The sequence below is a fragment of the Bacteroides gallinaceum genome, assembly GCF_030373775.1.
In the GTDB taxonomy this organism is placed as follows: domain Bacteria; phylum Bacteroidota; class Bacteroidia; order Bacteroidales; family Bacteroidaceae; genus Phocaeicola; species Phocaeicola excrementipullorum.
Genome location: NZ_JAUDEN010000022.1, coordinates 23,523 through 41,771, shown reverse-complemented (window position 1 = coordinate 41,771; position 18,249 = coordinate 23,523). Strand labels below are relative to the sequence as shown.

Here is an 18,249-nt window from a genome sequence, read left to right as displayed (position 1 = left end):
ATTTTTTTTATTTTGAGAGTTATTATTTAAAGCCGGCTGTTTGAGCAGTTGATATAACAGAAAAGTCGGCTGGATAGCTATTGAAAGTTCCGGCCGACTTTTGTTGAAAAAATATCGCGTCTGGTCTTATTGCAATTTCTCACTGATCTTTTCCATTATCTTTTTCAGTGCGCCTGCATTTTCGCGCACGTAGGTGTAGGCCGATTTTCCGGTTTCTTTGAGAAACTCCTTGTTCGTTATCAGTCTGTCTGCAAGTTCCTTGAAATCTTCCTTGTCGTGGATTTCAAATCCCCCTTCACAAGCTAAAAGTCCCAGGGCTTCCCTGAATTTTCTGTTGTTGGGGCCGAAAACAACGGGCATGCCATATACAGCCGCCTCCAGCACATTGTGTATGCCAACGCCGAATCCTCCTCCGATATAGGCGATTTCTCCGTACCGGTAGATGGAAGAAAGCAGTCCGAAACAATCGATTATGAGGCAGTCTGCTTCGGCGATTGTTTTTTCATCGGCCTGCGTGTATCTGACAACTTTGCGTGTTATTTTTTCTGTGATTGACTTCAAGTGGCTCTCGTCTATCACATGAGGTGCGATGATGAGCTTTAGTTCAGGATGCGAGTTGAAATAGGGTATGAAGATGTTTTCGTCCGGTTCCCATGAGCTTCCGGCAATCAGCGTGAAAGCATCGCTCTTGAATTTTTCGACTAGAGGCAATTCTTTTGCCCGTTTATAGATTTCGATTACGCGGTCGAAACGAGTGTCGCCAACGATGGTTGTATTGTTCACGCCGATTTTTTTGAGCAGTTCTACCGATATCCGGTTCTGGACAAACAGGTGGGTGAATGTATGCAGCACTTTGCTGTATTTTCTGCCATACCATTTGAAGAATATCTGATCTTCGCGGAAGATAGAAGAAACGCTGTATGTTGGAATGTGCCGGCGGTGAAGCTCGTTCAGATAATTAGTCCAGAACTCATACTTTATGAAAAAAGCCATATAAGGCTGTGCCAGTTCGATGAACCGTCTGGCATTGTGAGGCGTGTCAAGAGGGAGGTAGCAGGTGATGTCGGCCCCTTTGTAGTTCTTTCTCACTTCGTAGCCTGATGGAGAGAAGAAAGTCTGAAGAACCTTATATTGCGGGTAGTTCCGCTTGATTTCTTCTATCAGCGGCCGTCCCTGCTCGAATTCTCCCAGCGAGGCCGCATGAAACCAAAGATACTTTTCCCCCTTTATGATATTTTTTTCCAGAATGGCGAAAGCTTCCTTTTCTCCTTTTTGCATCAAGGAAACTTTTTTGTTGAAGGGTGCAGCCATTCTGACTGCACCTGCATATATGTGTATAGCTAAATTATAAATCATGTCGTCCGGATTATTTGAGCACCTCAATGGCACGGCGCATGCGCTGTATCGTTTCTTCTTTGCCCAGTACTGCTGAGATGTCAAACATGTGCGGTCCTTTTCCTTCTCCTACCAGCGTTAGCCGGAAAGCGTTCATGATATTTCCCAGGTGGTAGCCTTTGTCTTCAATCCATTTCATGACCACTTCTTCCTGATGGGCCAGCGAGAAATCGTCAAGTGATTCGAGCAGGTCTGCCAGTTCGGTCATTCTTTCGGCAGAATCCTCTTTCCAGCGTTTCTTTACTGTCTTTTCATCATAGGCTGCAGGTGCTACGAAAAAGAACTTGCATGTGTCCCAAAGCTCGTTGATGAAGCTTACCCGTCCTTTCATCAGTCCGACAACTGTCACCACCTTGTCCATCGGCGCATGAATGCCGTGTTCTTCGAGAACAGGTGCGAACATGGATGCAACTTCCTCGTTGCTTTTCATCAGGATATATTCGTGGTTGAACCATTTGGCCTTTTCATAGTCGAAGCGCGCTCCGGCCTTGCTGCACCGGTGCAGGTCGAATTGTTTCACCAGCTCGTCCATCGACATGATTTCCTGGTCGTTTCCCGGATTCCATCCCAGAAGTGCGAGGAAGTTGATGACAGCTTCCGGCAGGTAGCCCGATTCGCGGTATCCTGAAGAAACCTCTCCGGTTTTCGGGTCGTGCCATTCGAGCGGGAATACCGGAAATCCCAGCCGGTCGCCGTCGCGTTTGCTCAGTTTCCCGTTTCCTTCGGGCTTCAGTAGCAGCGGAAGATGGGCGAACCGGGGCATAGTGTCTTCCCATCCGAACGCACGGTATAGCAATACGTGCAGCGGTGCCGACGGAAGCCATTCTTCTCCGCGTATGACGTGTGAAATCTCCATCAGGTGGTCGTCTACGATATTTGCCAGATGATAGGTCGGCAGTTCGTCGGCTGATTTGTAGAGCACCTTGTCGTCCAGGATTGACGAATTGATGACCACGTCGCCGCGGATGATGTCGTTTACATGAACTTCTTCGTCCGGTTCGATCTTGAAGCGCACGACGTATTGTTTGCCTTCGGCTATCAGCCGGTTCACTTCATCTTCTGGCAGCGTGAGCGAGTTGCGCATGGCGTTGCGCGTAGAAGCGTCGTACTGGAAGTTCGGGATTTCCTTCCGTTTGGCTTCCAGCTCTTCCGGCGTGTCGAAAGCAATGTAGGCTTTTCCGTTGTCGAGCAAGACCTTCACATATTTCTTGTAGATCTCGCGTCGTTCCGACTGACGGTAAGGGCCGCAGTTTCCTCCAAAGCTGACGCCTTCGTCAAATTCGATTCCCAGCCATTTGAATGATTCAAGTATATATTCTTCCGCTCCCGGAACGAAGCGGTTTGAATCGGTATCTTCTATGCGGAAAACCAGATCTCCGCCATGTTGTCTTGCAAACAAATAGTTATACAGAGCGGTGCGTACACCGCCGATGTGCAGTGCGCCAGTCGGACTGGGCGCAAAACGGACTCTTACTCTTCTTTCTGACATAATGGACTTTTCTAAAAATACATCGCAAAAATAATCTAAATTTCCCGTTTTTTTCCTTATTTTGCGGTAAAATATCCTTGCCGATGAAAACTTTATCGTCAGAAAAAAACTTCTCTTACCGGGAGTTTCTTTATAAATGTGTCATATTTGCTGTCACATTGTCGGTTATCGTTTACTTTTTGCCGCGTGAAGGCAAATTCAATTATCAATTTGACATCAACAAGCCATGGAAGTATGGCTTGCTTCAGGCGTCGTTCGATTTCCCGATATATAAGCCTGATACTGAGATGCAGAAGGAGCAGGACAGTATCATGAAGCGGTATGTCCCTTATTTCCAGCTGGACAAGAGCGTTGGCGAGTCGATGATTGCCAAGTTCAGAAAGGATTATGCCGAGAATCTGAAGACGATCATTCCCCATCCGGCTTATGAGCGGCATATTGAAAATGCGCTGAAGAACATTTATTCGGCGGGGGTCATCGCTTCGAACGACCTGGCGCTGCTGGACAGGGATTCGGTTGCAAAGATACAGGTGATAGACCGAAACATGTCGAAGCAGGAGGCGGTGTCGGACGTGTTTACTTTCAAGCAGGCTTATGAAAAGCTGATCGGGGCAGATACGGTGCGTTACCGGAAATCGCTTTTGCAGAAATGCAATCTGAACGATTATATCACGCCCAATCTCACGTATGACGCCGAACGGTCTGAAACGGCGAAGCAGGAGCTGTTCCGCGAGCTTTCGTGGGCAAACGGATTCGTCATGAACGGCCAGAAAATCATTGACCGCGGCGAGATTGTGGATGAAAACACCTACAACATCCTTAAGTCGCTTGAAAAAGAGTGGGACAAAAGAAGCGAAACCGTCACAGAAAAGCGGCTGACGCTGCTGGGGCAGCTGCTGTTTGTCGCCATACTTGTGGGATGCTTCATGACATACCTGGAACTGTTCCGCCACGATTATTACAGCAAGCACCGGTGTCTTGCACTGCTGTTCATTATCATTACGGTTTTTCCGGTCATCACTTCCTTGATGATGGAACAGTCGTTGCTGAGCATCTATGTCGTTCCGTTTGCCATGATTCCGATGATTATCCGTATATTTCTGGATTCGAGGACGGCGTTTATGGCGCATGTGATTACGGTTCTTTTATGCTCTGTCTGCCTGCGCTCGCCCCATGAGTTTATCTTGTTGCAGACGCTGGCCGGCATGGTGGGAATATACAGCCTGCGCGAGCTTTCGCAGCGTTCCCAGCTGCTGCGCAGTGCGGTTCTGGTTGCCTTTTCGTATGCGGTGATGTATCTGGCTCTTGATCTGATCCATGTCAGCGAATGGGAGCAGCTGAACACGCGCATGTATGTCAATTTCTTGCTCAACGGCGCGCTGCTGCTGTTCACCTACCCGCTGCTGTTCATCCTGGAGAAACTTTTCGGATTCACTTCGAATGTAACGTTGGTAGAGCTTTCAAACATAAACAACAAGCTGATGAGGGAGATGTCGGAGGTTGCTCCCGGAACTTTCCAGCATTCGTTGCAGTTGGCCAATCTCACGGCAGCGGCAGCTAACCGTATCGGAGCCGACAGCCAGCTGGTGCGTACGGGAGCCATGTATCATGACATCGGGAAAATGCTGAATCCCGTCTTCTTTACGGAAAACCAGTCGGGAGTGAACCCCCACGACCAGCTGAGCTACAAGCAGAGCGCGCAGATCGTGATTAACCATGTGACAGACGGCATGAAGCTGGCAGACAAGAACAATCTGCCTCAGGTGATAAAGGATTTCATACGGACGCACCACGGGAAAGGGCTGACGAAATATTTCTACATTTCTTATAAGAACGAACATCCGGATGAGGATGTGGACATGTCGGTGTTCCGCTATCCCGGACCGAATCCCTTTACCAAGGAGCAGGCCATATTGATGATGGCTGATTCGGTGGAAGCGGCTTCAAGAAGCCTGCCTTCGTACACCGAAGACAGCATATCCTCGCTGGTCGACAAAATTGTAGATGCCCAGGTGCAGGAGGGCTACTTCAAGGACTGCCCGATAACGTTCAGGGATATTGAAACGGTGAAGACGGTGTTCAAGGAAAAGCTGAAGACAATGTATCATACGCGCATCCAATATCCGGAACTGAAGAAATAGGCCGGTCTGCAAGACCCGTATTCCCGCCTCTTCGGGTATTGAAGGCAAGAATCGAAATGCAAAAGAATATGCCGCAACAGCTTCCACAGCACAAAGCTTTTATGCTTTCGGATTTTGGAGTGCGTCTTCGCAGAATCGCTCCTCCGCAGACCGGCAGCGGACCTGTGGCTTATGCCCATCAGGACGACTATTATATTGTCGGTCTGGTGGAAAAAGGGACGGGGCGCGGCATCATAGATTTCAAGGAATGCAGCTTTGCCCAAGGCGAAGTGTTTCTCATACAGCCGGGGCAAGTGCACCGTTTCATCGGTTCGGAAGATGCAGAAGGATGGATGCTTTTTGCTGACAGCAGCTTTGTCGGAAGCGAGGAAAAGAATATCTTCGACAATTTCCTTCTGTTCGCTCCGGCGGTGAAGATCGACGGGAGGCGGATGGGCGAACTGAAGCAGCTTGCAGGCATCCTTGCGGGCAGAGTGGACTGCATCACGGGTGAGCAGGCCAAAGCAACGGCAAGGCGGCTGGCGGAAACTTTTATCGGCATTGTGGCAGAAGCCGTGCAGGAGGCCGGTTTGAATCGGGCGAGGCATAGCCGCAGGCATGTTGAAATCGTCTTGTCGTTCCGCAGCCTGCTTGCCGGACACCTTGCCGCAAACCGCTATCCCTCGTATTATGCCTCGATGCTGAACATTTCGCCTGTATATCTGAATGAGGTGGTGAAAGAAGTCACGGGGATGAGTGCCAGCTCATATATCCGCAATGAAATGGTATTGCAGGCCAAACGGATGCTTGTCTACACCGGCCTTTCTGTCAAGGAAATATCCAACCGCCTCGGCATCGAAGACTGTGCCTATTTTTCCCGCCTGTTCACACGGACAACTGGCCTGCCTCCAAGCCTCTTCAGGCAAAAGAACCTTGAATAGTCCAAGTGCTTCCTCGCTCTGTCTATCTTCCTTTTGCGCTGGTCTGCCTAATTTGGCAGCAAAAAAGGAGGTGAGATGAAAAGAACGGAAACAAAGTATGTCGCGATGGATCCATGCCGCTGTGTGGCATGCTGGAAGTGTGTGGATCAATGTCCGCGGAATGTGATCGGCAAGGCCGGCTTTTTATGGCACAGGCATGTGGCATTTGAAAATGCGGATGGCTGTATCGGTTGCGGCAAATGTGTGAAGACCTGTCCTAACGGTGTGTTTTTCAGGCCGGATGAAGCGGATCCTGTCCGTCGGGAGAGCAGGAGCGTGTTGTTCCGCATGGAGCGGTTGCAGCCATTAGCTTTTCTGGCATCAGCCGTAACCGGCATCGGGCTGCATGTAGCCGGACATGGAGCCGGGCATGAGTTGTGGCACAATTGGGGAGTGGCGCATGTGCTGGCCAGCCTTCTTTGGCTTTTGTCTGCGGGGATTCATCTCAGGCGGCACGGGGACTGGTATAAAAAGCTTGTTTTACGGGGCATCGCTAAAAAAGAGTGGGCAACTCTTGTCTTGTCGGCTGTTTTTCCGGCGGTGACGGTTACAGGTGTCGTACTTTTATGCTGTGTCGACGGACCGGATTCTGCTGCTGGCTTGTGGCACTATCAGCTCGGCATCCTGTTGCTGCTTTTTTCTTTGTTTCATGCTTTCCGCCGGAGATAGCGGGAGTGCATTTCTTTGCAGAGAGGCATCAGCTTGTCGGTGCGGTGTCTGAATGAATGTGTCCGGATGTCTTAAGAATGCCGGAAGAATTCGTCAGAAACTGTATTCCACATCGTGGAATGTAGAAACGGCACTGTGGAATGTGCAAACCACGGTGTGGAATATAGAAACCGAAGTGTGGACTAAAGTTTTTTGCCGGTATCAGACTTCTTTGTCAGGGATTTCCGGCTTTGGCGCAGTGGTTCGCGGCTTATTCTTTCGCGCACTTATAGATGAAAAGAGTGGGGCCGCTTTGAAAAGATTGCAGTCCTTTCATGAGCGGCCTCACTTTGCTGTTTGTCGGTGAGCTTTTAGGAACGTAGCCTTACAGCTTGACCAGCTTGTATTTCGGTACAAACGCTTTCATTACGCACCACGCCAGCAGATAGGCTACGGCGCAGATGCAGAAAATGATGAAGTAGCCTGCCTCTTTGCCTTCAAATCCCATGAATGTCAGATGCGTCTTTGCCGCATAGTCAAACAGCATCCCCGATCCCATGTTGATGAGAAACGAACTGACTCCGCCCGCCATGCCGTTGATTCCGGTAATGGTGGCCATGGCATTTTTAGGGAACATGTCGCTTCCCACCGAATAGAGGTTGGCCGACCATGACTGGTGTGCAGCTCCGGCTATGCCGATGATGATGATCGGGAACCAGCAGGAGATGCTTCCGAGGGGCTGTGCAAAGAGTGCGAGCACCGGGAACACTGCAAAAATCAGCATGGCCTGCATACGTGCCGCATACGGGTTTTTCCCCGTCCTGTTGATGATGATGCTCGGAAGTTTCCCTCCGAAGATTGAAAGCATGGTGATGGCGTAGAGTACAAATATGAGCATTTGTGCCATGCTGCTGTCCGACGAGTAGCCGTATACGTCGGAAATGTAGGCGGGAGTCCAGAAGAGGAAGAACCACCATACGCCGTCGGTCATGAATTTTCCCAGGGTTATGGCCCATGTCTGCCGGTAGGTGAAGCATTTCCATAGCGACAGTTTCGGTCCGTTTTCGCCGGTCTGCGGCGATTCTTGTGCAGGTTCGCTGTCTTTGTCCTGCTGTATGTATGCCAGTTCGGCAGCATTCACGTGCGGATTGTTTTCGGGCTTCTTGTATACGAACACCCAAAGCCCCATCCAGATGAATCCCAGTCCTCCGATTATGACGAATGCCATTTCCCAGCCGTTGCCGACACCGATTCCCTGGAAGTAGCTGGCCAGCGTGGGAATGCTGACAGGAGCTATCAAGGCTCCCACCACGGCTCCTGCATTGAATATTGCTGTCGGGAACGCCCGGTCTTTCTTTGGGAAGTATTCTGCCGTAACCTTGACCGCAGACGGAAAGTTGCCCGCTTCTCCTATGGCCAGTATGATGCGTGCTGCTATGAAATAATACACGCTGGTGATTGCTATGGTCGATGCGATCCCTCCCGAAGCGGCGATCATGCCTGTCACGTCGCTTATGCCGAGTGACATTTCGGTAGCCCATCCGCACAGGGCGTGCAGGCATGCGCCCACAGACCAGATGGCGATGGCCCATAAATATCCTTTCCGGCTTCCCAGCCAGTCGATGAAACGTCCGGCAAAGAGGTTGGCGATGGCATAGACCAGGGAAAATACGGCCGCTATTGTTCCGTAGTTTGTGTCAGTCCAGTGAAATTCGGGTGCGATAAAGTCTTTCCAGGTGAGAGAAAGTACCTGTCTGTCAAGGTAATTGACTGTTGTTGCGAAAAAGAGCATGAAACAGATTATCCATCTGTAGTTCGTCTTTTTCCCGTCTGTTCTTTCGAGTGCATTCATGATAAAAGATATTGGTTGTGTATTCTTCTGTTCCAGATTGCGTCTGGTCGGCAAAGGTTGTCCGGACATGCAGGTTTGGATGGGGCATTCAAAAAAGAGAATCTCTGAAGATTCTCCTCAAAGATTCTCTTTTTGTTTATGCAAGTATCCTTCCGTTACCTGCATGGCTGCATTATCTCATTTCTGTGTAAGGGATCTTGTCCATGTCATTGTAGTCCAGGTTCTCTCCGGCCATACCCCAGATAAACATGTAGTTGCTTGTTCCGGCTGCTGCGTGGATTGACCATTCCGGCGACATGATAGCCTGTTCGTTGGCCATCCATACCAGGCGTTCTTCCTGGGGCTGTCCCATCAGGTGGCAGATCATGTTTCCTGCGGGCACGTTGAAGTAGAAGTATGCTTCGATGCGGCGGCTGTGAGTGTGAGCCGGCATGGTGTTCCATACGCTTCCCGGCTTCAGTTCGGTCAGTCCCATTTGCAGTTGGCACGGGCCTTCTTCAAGCACGTTGTTTACAATCAGCTGGTTGATTACGCGGTCGTTGCTTTCTTCCATTTTTCCTGCAGGGAAAGAGTTGGCCTTCAGCGAGCCTTTGCGTCCGTCGATGGTGATCAGCTGAGTCTTGTAGGCTTTATGCGCAAGTGCAGAGTTGATGTAGAATTTTGCAGGCTTGCTGGCGTCCTTGCTCTTGAATGTAACTTTCTGGTTGCCGCGTCCTACATACAGGGCTTCCTTGAATCCCAGCTGGTATTCTTTGCCGTCTACGGTAACGATGCCTTCGCCGCCGACGTTGATTACGCCCAGCTCGCGGTTATATAAGAAATAAGGAGCTTTCAGTGCGTCGAATGTATCGAGCGACAGCTCTTTTGTTGCCGGAACAGCTCCTCCGAAGATGAAGCGGTCGTACATGGAATAAGTCAGGTTGATCTGGTCGGCAACCATCACTTTTTCCATCAGGAAGCTGCTGCGCAGTCTTTGAGTATCATACGTTTTTACATCAAGCGGATGACATGCGGTCTGCATGCGTACATTAACTTGAGCGTTTGCTGCAAGAGCGGCTACGCCCAGCATCATTGCGATTGCAAATTTTTTCATAAGCTTTTTATTGTTATTGTTGGTTAGTTTTCATTCGTTGTCAAGATGCTTTGCTTCTTTGATGATACGGGTGCGGTTGTAGATTGCCATGCCGAGCGCAAGGATGACGAGGACGGCTGAACCTACCCATTTGAAGCTGTATACCGCGTGGAAGATAAGCCATGAGAAGAGGCTTGAGGCGAAGTCGAGGGCACCGCCGTGGAATCCGTCAGGAATCTGTACGGCAGCGTCGCCTGTTCTTACAAACACATCCTGGGCGGCCTGAGTGAAGAAAGGAGCCAGGTCTGTCACGAAGTACAGTCCCACTACCAGTCCTACCAGTCCGATGATGAATGTTTTCAGCACATTGCCTTTTGTTATAGGCAGAACGGCAGGGAACAGATAGAACATGCCGGCCAAAGAAGCCAAAGGAAGGAACTGGTTGCCCGGGAGCACGACAGAGAGGAACAGTGCAACGGGTATCAGGAGCAGCGATACGACCAGTGTGGTCGGGTGTCCGATAACCAGTGCCGGACTCATGCCGATGTTCAGGTTCGCGCTGTTCTTGAATTTGCGGGCCACAAGTTCGCGTGTAGCGTCTGAGATGGGACGCAATCCTTCGATGAACAGTGATGTGATGCGTGGAATCAGCTCCATAACGGCTCCCATCTTGATGCCCAGTCCCAGAATGGCAGGGATTCCGTCAACGAGTTCGTCTGTGTTTTTGCATGCCAGTGCTCCAATGGCGCAGCCCACAATCACTCCCAGAAAGAGCGGGTCGCCCATGATGCCGAACTTGCGCTTCATGCCTTCCGCGTCAATGTTCAGCTTGTCAAATCCCGGAATCTTGTCCAGCACCTTGTTGATGACCAGCGCAAAGGGCACGAATCCCTGGCAGAAAGGCTGCGGAATGGAGATTCCGTCCATCTTGTCATAATATGACTGGAATTGCTTGCAGGTCAGGTCGGCCATCACCAGTGTTATGATGTAGCAGATGATAGCGGCAAAGAATCCCCACCAGATGTTGTCGGACGCGAAGTAAACCACCGCTCCGATGAAGGCGAAATGCCAATAGTTCCAAAGGTCGATGTTGACTGTTTTTGTGGTTTTTGTCAGAAGCATCAGGATGTTTATCCCCAGGCAGACAGGAATGATGAATGCTCCCACCGAAGTGTTATATGCCACCGAAGCTGCTGCCGGCCATCCCATGTCAAAGATTTGAAGGCTCAAGCCGTAAATTTCCGTCACTTTCTTCAACGGTTCCCCCAAGCTGCTTGTAAGCAGTGCCGTAACAACAGAAAGTCCGACGAATCCGACTCCAACAAGAAGACCGCTTTTCAGCGCTTTCCCGAATTTGATTCCAATACATACCCCCAGAATAGTAAACAAAATAGGCATCATTACGGCAGCTCCCAGCCCAATGATATAACTAAATACTTGTTCCATCTTTTCCTTTTTTCTTTTTTAATTTATGGATTTTAAGTTAATGATATTTTCATGCACTGCCAAAAATAGTGCCTTTTATTCAAATATGCAATTGAAAGTCAAATTATTTCAAAACTTTACCTATTAAATAACATTATTTTGTTATCGCACACGGAAAATGAGATTCGCCAAATAAAAAAGGATTACTGCTCACGCGGTAATCCTTTTTTTATTTGAGTTAGTAAATCAAATAGAGAGAATTGAAACTTCACAGCCTCGTTTGGTGTTTTAATTAATTTTTATAAGCACTAACTGTTTATATAAAAGCAAATGAAAAATGTTCGTCTATTGCTTGTGCTCCCGTTCCACCTTCGGTTTGCTGGCGGTGCCGGGAATGATGGATTTCAGCGAATCGCCTTCGTAAGCGACCTGAGGGTTGTCCGAGCGGTTGTCAAACTGGTCATAGATGTAGACAATCTCGTTCGAATCGCTGTAGGCCGCATATTTTACCAGCCCTCCCAGTGTGAGCAGCAGGCACAGCATGGCGGCTGCCTTGAACAGAGGCATGAACCGTGTATAAAGTGTCAGATGGCGTGCCTTGACTACCGGACGTTCAATCTCTTGCAGAATCCGCTGGTCGAAGTCCTCTCCCAACTTCACGTCTTCAGCCTTTTTCTGGTAGGAGAACAGGGGCTGATAGGTACGCAGGTGCAACGGTATTTCTTTCTGTTGAAAGAAAATGCGCAGAATCTGTTCTTCTTCAGCCGAAGTTTCGCAGTTCCAGTAGCGTTCCAGAAGTTGTTCAATGTACTTATAATCCATAATTGTTTATTTCTGTCATTTTACTTTTGATATGCTGGCGGGCTCTGAAGAGGTTCACTTTTACCTGCTCTTCGCTTATTTCCAGTATATCGGCTATTTCCTTATAGCTTTTGCCTTCAATGTCCCTGAGCTGGATGATTGTCCGCTGCTTTTCGGGAAGTCCGTTTATCAGCCGGTGCACGAGCCGGAGCTGCTCATCGCGCTCAAGTTCTTTCTCAGGAGTCAGTGCATCGGGCATTTCCTGCGTTTCGGATGTCAGCTCAACGCTCCGTGCTTCCATCTTCTGGCTTCGGTCGATGGCCAGATTGCGTGCGATTGTCAGGCAATACGCTTCAGCCGAATCTACGTTGGCCCATTCATCACGTTTGTTCCATACCCTGATCAATGTGTCCTGAACAATGTCTTCCGCCTCAGCTCTGTCGAGCGTGATGCGTAATGCCAGCCTGAAGATTTTGTCTTTCAGCGGCAATATATCGTTTCGGAAACTGATCTCATGCATTGCTTTCTATAATGAAGACGGGTGAGTGGCAGAAAAGTTACACTCACCCGTTGTTTTTTTTGAATTATTTTTTGACGGTAGTTCCGCCGTTCTGTCCGATTGCTTTTGCAGAAGTGATTATAACCTCTGTTACTCCGGCATTTATGGCTTCGAAGGCATTCTCAAGCTTGGGTATCATTCCTTCTTTGATGACTCCTTCTTTTACGTATTGCCGGAAAAGGTCGGGAGTCAGTACGGGAATGACGCTGTTGTCGTCGCTTTCATCGCTGAGGACGCCCCTTTTTTCGAAACAGTACACAAGCGTTACGTCAAAAAAGCCTGCCAGCGCCTTGGCTGTTTCTCCGGCAATGGTGTCGGCGTTGGTGTTGAGAATCTGTCCTTTGCCGTCGTGTGTGAGCGGAGCCATCACCGGTATCACATTTTTCCGGATAAGTCCGGCCAGCGCTTCGCCATCCACCTTCTTCACGTCGCCTGCATATCCGTAGTCAATGTCCTTTACCGGGCGTTTGACAGAACGGATGACATCCATATCCGCTCCTGTCAGTCCGATGGCATTCACGCCTCTGGCCTGTAGTCCGGCTACGATGGTTTTGTTTACCAGTCCGCCGTACACCATTGTGACCACTTTCAGCGTTTCGGCATCGGTTATCCGCCTTCCGTTGACCATTTTGCTTTCAATTCCCAGCTGCGCTGCGATCTGTGTTGCGGAACGTCCGCCTCCGTGTACCAGCAGCTTGTGTCCGGGAAGCAGGGAGAAGTCATTCAGCAGTTGGCTGAGCGTATCGGCCTCTTCGACGATTTTTCCGCCTACTTTTATGACAGTCAGTTTTTCTTTCATTGTCGTATGCACCTTTATGTTATTCCAGATAGGTATATCCGTACAGTCCCGAGCGGTAGTTGGCAAGGAACTCTTTTCCTTCTTCCAGCGAGATTTTGCCTTCTTTCACCGACTTGGTGACCCATGTTTCAAGCGTGCGTACCAGTTTCTTCGGGTTATACTGCACGTAATCGAGCACTTCCGCCACCGTTTCGCCGTCGATCACCTGATCGATGGTATAGCCTTTTTCGTTTACGCTGACGTGCACTGCATTCGTGTCGCCGAACAGGTTGTGCATGTCGCCCAGAATTTCCTGATAGGCTCCTACGAGGAAGACTCCGATGTAGTATGATTCCTTGGCCTTGATCGAGTGAACCGGCAGGTCGTGCGACACGTTGCGTGTGGACACGAAGTTCGCTATTTTGCCGTCAGAGTCGCATGTGATGTCCTGCAGTGTCGCCGTACGGTCCGGACGTTCGTCAAGCCGCTGTATCGGCATGATGGGAAATATCTGGTCGATGGCCCATGAGTCCGGCAGGGACTGGAACAGCGAGAAGTTGCAGAAATACTTGTCGGCAAGCAGCTTGTCGAGATTCCGGAACTCGTCGGGAGCATGTTTCAGTCCCGATGCGATCTGGTTAATTTCCCGCGTTACCGACCAGTACATCCGTTCGATCTGGGCGCGTGTCTTCAGGTCTACGATGCCGTGGCTGAACAGGTCGAGGCTTTCCTCCCGAATCTGCTGGGCATCGTGCCAGGCTTCCAGCATCCGGCTTTGATTGAGGTTGTCCCAGATTTCATACAGCTCATGCACCAGTTCGTGGTCGTCGGGGCTTACTTCAAAGTCTTCGTCCATTGAAGGGAGCGAAGCCGTTTCCAGCACTTCGAATATCAGCACAGAATGGTGCGCTGTCAATGAACGTCCGCTTTCCGTGATGATGTTCGGGTGAGGTATTCCGTTCTTGTTGCTTGCGTCTACCATGATGGAGATCGAGTCGTTCACATATTCCTGAATCGAATAGTTTACGCTGCTTTCGCTGTTGGAAGAGCGTGTCCCGTCATAATCCACTCCCAGTCCTCCGCCGATGTCTACGAACTCCACGGGGAATCCCATGCGGTATAGCTGCACATAAAACTGCGAAGCCTCTCGCAGTGCAGTCTTTATGCGCCGTATCTTTGTCACCTGGCTGCCTATGTGGAAGTGAATCAGCTTCAGGCAGTCCTGCATTTTCTTTTCTTCGATGAAGTCAAGCGCTTCCAGCAGTTCGCTTGACGTCAGTCCGAACTTGCTTGCATCTCCTCCGCTTTCTTCCCATTTTCCGCTGCCTGAGGATGCCAGCTTGATCCGGATGCCTATGTTGGGCCGCACGTTCAGCTGCTTTGCCATTTTTGCGATCAGGCGCAGCTCGTTCAGCTTTTCTACAACGAGAAAGATCCGTTTCCCCATCTTCTGTGCAAGCAGAGCCAGCTCGATGTAGCTTTCGTCTTTATATCCGTTGCAGATGATGAGAGAGTCAGAATCTGTATTGATGGCAATCACTGCGTGCAGTTCGGGCTTCGAGCCGGCCTCCAGTCCCAGATTGAATTTTTTCCCGTGGCTGATGATTTCTTCGACTACCGGCCGCATCTGGTTTACTTTGATGGGGTAGATGATGAAGTTTTCTGCATTGTAGCCGTATTCCTCCGCTGCCAGTTTGAAGCAGTTGGATATCTTTTCGATACGGTTGTCAAGAATGTCAGGGAAGCGTACCAGCATGGGGGCGGTTACATCCCGGAGCTGGAGTTCATCGACCAGTTCCTTCAGGTCGACGGCTACTCCGTCTTTTCTTGGTGTTACCACTACATGACCTTTGTCATTGATACTAAAGTACGAAACGCCCCACCCCGTGATGTTGTAGAGCTCTTCTGAATCTTCAATACGCCATTTTCTCATTTCACAACATAGTCTATATTTATACTGTATCTTAAATTGTTTGGTTGTTAAGCAGCTGGTCTAAAAGTTTTACAGACCTTTCAATCTGCCGGTGACTTTCAAGCTGTTCTGCATTGAAATGGTATTTAGCCTGCAGGTAATAGGGCAGACGTTGGCTGAGTGCCGAATTTATCGTTTCGGTCAGTTCGTCGTCTGTCTTGTCTGCCAGCAGCGGACGTTTCATTTTCGCGATTTTAAGCCGGCGGAACAGGACTTCCGGGTCTACGTCCAGAAATACGGTTGTTCCGACGCTGTTCATGTACGGCATGTTGTCGAAGAAGCATGGAGTCCCTCCTCCGCAGGCGATAACTACGTTTTCAAACTCTCCGACCTCATGCAGCATGGCCCGTTCGATTTCGCGGAAGCCTTGTTCCCCCTTTTCCGCAAACAGTTCGTTGATTGTCTTGTGCATCCGTCCTTCCACGTACCAGTCGAGGTCGATGAACTCCAGGCCGCAAGCTTGGGAATAAGCCTTTCCGAGCGTGGTTTTTCCCGACCCCATATAGCCGATTAAAAAGATTCTTTTCATTTCTTTTTGGCTTTGGCGCTTTTGGCTTTCCTGTTTTCCGCCTTCTGATTCTGAAGCTCGATCACCTTGAAGCATGATTCGATGCTCAGGTAAGCAGGATCGATGTTTTCCGGAATCTTGTAGTTCTTTTTCTGGTAAGAGATGTAAGGGCCGTAGCGTCCGTTCAAGATCTGCAGGTCCGGATTTTCATCGAACGTCTTGATGACCCGTTTGGCTTCGGCTTCCTGTTTCTCTTTCAGCAGTTCCTGTGCATCCTCCAGTGTGATGCCCATCGGATCCATCGTTTTGGGGATGGATACATATTTGTTGTCATACCGGATGTAGGGTCCGAATCTTCCTACTCCCACCGTCACTTCTTTGCCTTCGATTTCTCCGAGCGAACGGGGCAGTTTGAACAGGTCGAGCGCTTCTTCCAGCGTGATGGTTTCGAGCGAGTGCTCCTTGTTCAGCTGTGCGAATCTCGGCTTTTCTTCGTCTTCCGAGGTGCCTATCTGTGCAACGGGTCCGAATTTCCCGATCTTGACCGACACCTGTTTCCCGCTGGCGGGATCGGTTCCAAGTATCCGTTCGCCCACTTTATGCTCGCTTTTTGTAGCGAGGGTATTTTCTACATAAGGATGGAACTTCGTATAGAATGTATCCAGCATGTCTGTCCATGGCTTTTCCCCTTCGGCCACTTCGTCGAATTCCTTTTCAACCTTGGCTGTAAAGTTGTAGTCCATGATTTGCGGGAAATACTGCAGCAGAAAGTCATTGACCACGCATCCCACATCGGTTGGGATGAGCTTTGACTTTTCGCTGCCGGTGGTTTCTGTCTGGCTGGTTTCGCGGATGGAGTTCTTGACAAGGCTCAATACCTGGTATGGACGTCTGACTCCTTCTTTGCTTCCCTTTTCCACATAGCCTCTCTGCTGGATTGTAGAGATTGTCGGGGCATAAGTTGAGGGGCGTCCGATGCCCAGCTCTTCCAGCTTGCGCACAAGGCTGGCTTCTGTGTACCGTGCCGGCGGCTGCGTGAACCTTTCTACCGCTGAAATTTCTTTCTGCGCTACTTCCTGTCCTTTCTTCAGGGCGGGCAGAAGACGGCTTTCGTCTTCCTGTTCGTTGTCATCGTCGTACGATTCTTTGTATACGCGCAGGAATCCGTCGAATTCTACGGTTTCTCCCGTAGCCACAAACTTGTCGTTGTTGTTGGATATACTGATGGTTGCCGTTGTCTTCAGAAGTTCTGCATCCGCCATCTGCGAGGCCAGCGTCCGTTTCCATATGAGTTCGTAAAGACGCTGCTCCTGGCTGGTTCCGTCGATTGTTTCGTTCTGCATATAGGTCGGCCGGATGGCTTCGTGCGCTTCCTGCGCCCCTTTGGTCTTGGTTGCGTACTGGCGCGTGTGCACGTATTTTTCGCCCATGAGCGAAATGACGGTTTCGCGGCTTGTGCCCAATGCCAGTTCCGAAAGGTTGACAGAGTCGGTACGCATATACGTTATCAGTCCGCTTTCATACAGCCGCTGGGCCAGCCTCATGGTCTGCGCCACGGTGTAGCCCAGTTTCCGGGCTGCCTCCTGCTGGAGCGTAGAAGTTGTGAAAGGCGGAGCCGGCGATTTCTTTACGGGTCTTGTCACGATGTCTTCGATCGAGAATTTCGCTTCCTTGCATTTTTCGAGAAAGGCGCGCGCTTCGTCTTTTGTCTTGAAGCGCTGGTTCAGGGTAGCGCGGATTTCCGCTCCTTCCGCATTCTGGAAAACGGCGATCACCTTATAGGATGCTTCGCTGACAAAGGCGTGTATTTCCCGTTCGCGCTCGACGATGAGCCGGACGGCTACAGACTGCACGCGTCCGGCCGACAATGCCGGCTTTATTTTCCTCCACAGCACGGGCGAAAGTTCGAAGCCCACGATGCGGTCGAGCACGCGCCGTGCCTGCTGGGCATTTACGAGATTGATGTCTATGTTCCGGGGATGCTCGATTGCTTTCAGAATCGCGGATTTGGTAATTTCATGGAATACAATTCGTCTGGTCTTTTCCGGATTCAGTTTCAACACCTCATACAAATGCCATGATATGGCTTCCCCTTCGCGGTCTTCATCGGATGCAAGCCATACCATGTCGGCTTTTTTTGCTTCGCTTTTCAGTTCTGCCACAACTTTTTTCTTGTCATCCGGTATGACATAAATCGGTTTGAAGTGATCGTTGATGTCGATACTGAATGCCTTTTGCTTCAAGTCGCGTATATGTCCGTAACTTGACATAACTTTGTAGCCTGCTCCCAAGAATTTCTCAATTGTTTTGGCTTTTGCCGGGGACTCTACTATAACTAAATTGTTTTGCATGATGTTTTTTGTACTCCATTATGATTTGGGGACAAATGTAGGAAAAAATTTAGAACATCTGTGAAAACGGGTCCCGAAAATAACTTTTCTTCGGATAACTGCGGCCTGCCGGACTGGGGGAGGGATGCCTTGGAGAACCGCTGCTGCGTGTTCCATAAGACTGGCCGATCTGCGTGGAGAGGCATGGCTTCGTTCGCAAAAACTTTATCTCCAGCCTGAAGATCTGTATCCTCAGGCTGGAGATATATATCTTTAGGCTGGAGATTCATATCTCCAGGTTAGAAGTATGGGCTTATTCT

The 18,249-nt window shown here is 49.8% G+C and carries 14 protein-coding genes; 3 read left to right on the top strand and 11 right to left on the bottom strand.

What is annotated here, in order from left to right; genetic code table 11:
- Positions 1–126: 126 nt before the first annotated feature.
- Both QUW60_RS11825 and gltX read right to left on the bottom strand, forming a co-directional pair.
- Positions 127–1,356 (bottom strand): 3-deoxy-D-manno-octulosonic acid transferase, encoded by a 1,230-nt coding sequence (locus QUW60_RS11825; RefSeq protein WP_289560718.1) that lies wholly within the window; start codon positions 1,354–1,356, stop codon positions 127–129.
- 10 nt (positions 1,357–1,366) lie between these two features.
- Complete coding sequence (gene gltX / locus QUW60_RS11820) at positions 1,367–2,884, bottom strand: glutamate--tRNA ligase (protein WP_258338939.1); 1,518 nt, start codon at positions 2,882–2,884, stop codon at positions 1,367–1,369.
- 83 nt (positions 2,885–2,967) lie between these two features.
- Between gltX and QUW60_RS11815 the strand changes: the two genes are divergently transcribed.
- The 3 genes from QUW60_RS11815 (at position 2,968) to QUW60_RS11805 (ending at position 6,653) form a co-directional block, all read left to right on the top strand.
- The gene (locus tag QUW60_RS11815; RefSeq protein WP_258338938.1) at positions 2,968–5,025 is read left to right on the top strand and encodes an HD family phosphohydrolase; all 2,058 of its coding nucleotides are present in this window, start codon (positions 2,968–2,970) and stop codon (positions 5,023–5,025) included.
- Positions 5,026–5,081: 56 nt separating this feature from the next.
- Positions 5,082–5,945, top strand: coding sequence for a helix-turn-helix domain-containing protein (locus tag QUW60_RS11810; protein WP_289560716.1), 864 nt, complete (start codon positions 5,082–5,084; stop codon positions 5,943–5,945).
- 75 nt (positions 5,946–6,020) lie between these two features.
- Complete coding sequence (locus tag QUW60_RS11805) at positions 6,021–6,653, top strand: DUF362 domain-containing protein (RefSeq protein WP_289560714.1); 633 nt, start codon at positions 6,021–6,023, stop codon at positions 6,651–6,653.
- Between the two features lie 364 nt (positions 6,654–7,017).
- On the opposite strand, the gene QUW60_RS11800 is transcribed toward QUW60_RS11805, so the two are convergent.
- From QUW60_RS11800 to topA, 9 genes are all read right to left on the bottom strand, one after another.
- Entirely contained in the window at positions 7,018–8,484 is a 1,467-nt protein-coding gene (locus QUW60_RS11800) for an MFS transporter (RefSeq protein WP_258338935.1), read from the bottom strand.
- 172 nt (positions 8,485–8,656) lie between these two features.
- On the bottom strand, positions 8,657–9,577 hold the full coding sequence (gene kduI, locus QUW60_RS11795; RefSeq protein ID WP_289560710.1) for a 5-dehydro-4-deoxy-D-glucuronate isomerase: 921 nt from the start codon (positions 9,575–9,577) through the stop codon (positions 8,657–8,659).
- A gap of 30 nt (positions 9,578–9,607) precedes the next feature.
- Positions 9,608–11,002: a PTS galactitol transporter subunit IIC gene (locus QUW60_RS11790; RefSeq protein ID WP_258338933.1), complete on the bottom strand. Its 1,395-nt coding sequence runs from the start codon at positions 11,000–11,002 to the stop codon at positions 9,608–9,610.
- Between the two features lie 324 nt (positions 11,003–11,326).
- Complete coding sequence (locus QUW60_RS11785) at positions 11,327–11,803, bottom strand: PG0215 family putative anti-sigma factor (protein ID WP_258338932.1); 477 nt, start codon at positions 11,801–11,803, stop codon at positions 11,327–11,329.
- On the bottom strand, positions 11,793–12,302 hold the full coding sequence (locus QUW60_RS11780; protein ID WP_289560707.1) for a GFO_1088 family ECF-type sigma factor: 510 nt from the start codon (positions 12,300–12,302) through the stop codon (positions 11,793–11,795). The genes QUW60_RS11785 and QUW60_RS11780 overlap by 11 nt, the downstream gene beginning before the upstream one ends.
- A 64-nt stretch (positions 12,303–12,366) precedes the next feature.
- The gene (argB, locus tag QUW60_RS11775; RefSeq protein ID WP_289560705.1) at positions 12,367–13,140 is read right to left on the bottom strand and encodes an acetylglutamate kinase; all 774 of its coding nucleotides are present in this window, start codon (positions 13,138–13,140) and stop codon (positions 12,367–12,369) included.
- 19 nt (positions 13,141–13,159) lie between these two features.
- On the bottom strand, positions 13,160–15,052 hold the full coding sequence (speA, locus tag QUW60_RS11770; RefSeq protein ID WP_289560703.1) for a biosynthetic arginine decarboxylase: 1,893 nt from the start codon (positions 15,050–15,052) through the stop codon (positions 13,160–13,162).
- Positions 15,053–15,083: 31 nt separating this feature from the next.
- Positions 15,084–15,620: a shikimate kinase gene (locus QUW60_RS11765; protein WP_289560701.1), complete on the bottom strand. Its 537-nt coding sequence runs from the start codon at positions 15,618–15,620 to the stop codon at positions 15,084–15,086.
- Positions 15,617–17,950, bottom strand: coding sequence for a type I DNA topoisomerase (gene topA, locus QUW60_RS11760; protein WP_258338928.1), 2,334 nt, complete (start codon positions 17,948–17,950; stop codon positions 15,617–15,619). Before topA ends, QUW60_RS11765 begins: the two co-directional genes overlap by 4 nt.
- Positions 17,951–18,249 lie beyond the last annotated feature (299 nt).